The organism is Desulfovibrio sp. JC010 (assembly GCF_010470675.1).
Lineage (GTDB): Bacteria > Desulfobacterota > Desulfovibrionia > Desulfovibrionales > Desulfovibrionaceae > Maridesulfovibrio.
Map to the genome: position 1 here is coordinate 1 of NZ_VOIQ01000038.1, position 1,014 is coordinate 1,014.

The 1,014-nt window shown below is 40.7% G+C and carries 2 protein-coding genes; both read left to right on the forward strand.

Going from position 1 to position 1,014, the window contains the following annotated elements:
- A partial coding sequence (locus FMR86_RS20930) for a hypothetical protein (protein WP_163353282.1) occupies positions 1-210 on the forward strand: 210 nt, incomplete at its 5' end.
- A complete protein-coding gene (locus FMR86_RS20290) occupies positions 167-508 on the forward strand; it encodes a hypothetical protein (RefSeq protein WP_000200349.1) in 342 nt (113 codons plus the stop codon). The genes FMR86_RS20930 and FMR86_RS20290, both read left to right, overlap by 44 nt.
- Positions 509-1,014 lie beyond the last annotated feature (506 nt).

The window sequence follows — 1,014 nt, forward strand, 5'->3', positions numbered from 1 at the left end:
GATAACTTAGTCAGATCGTACAATAAAGCTTTGAAGAAAAATGCGCCTTATTCAATCTTTGCTATAAAAAATGGCCCAAAATCTCACATTGGAAGACATTTGATGACCTCATTTCTTTCAATGAAGGGCCTAACGGAGTTGACTAATGTTGTGTGGAAGACATTTGATGACCTCATTTCTTTCAATGAAGGGCCTAACGGAGTTGACTAATGTTGTGGGAAATTGGAGCGATAAGCGTGCTTCTGCCGTGGCCAGGACAACGTATACTCATCAGATAACAGCAATACCTGATCACTACTTCGCACTAGTTTCTCGGTACTATGCATATGATCCAATATCAAAGGAAATGATAGCATTGAAGGATGAGACTAATCCAATTGAGGAGTGGCAGCATATAGAACAGCTAAAGGGTAGTGCTGAAGGAAGCATACGATACCCCGCATGGAATGGGATAATATCACAGGAGGTACTAGACTACCTTTCATCCTACATAAATAGACGCATATAAGTACGCATTTAAGCATAAACACGCACTATGCCGTTCTTCTCATGTATATATATATACAGGCAACACGCAGATATAGGTGCGACGTGAACAGTGAGCTGTATGTGCGCAGCTCGCGTTGCATTTTCGGAAGCGCTCGTTTTCGGAAACGCTTTCCAAAAGCGCTCTGAAGACGCACTTTCAAAAAACCAAAAACGCACCGGACTGTAACGAGCTACTAAAATATTGCGAATACCGCTTCCACAAACATTGCTCAAAAGTATCTCTTTGCTATATATCTACTAAAATATTGCGAATACCGCTTCCACAAACATTGCTCAAAAGTATCTCTTTGCTATATATCTCTGTGCTATATCCCTATATAACCTACCCATCCACCTTTCGCTCCTTGAACTTGCATCTAAACTCGACCTCTACATCAACAGGCTTCCAATGCTCTTCAAATTTTACTGTCAAGTAGACCCATACGGCTGTAATATGCTGCTCTTCATAATGTAAGCTTATCTTTA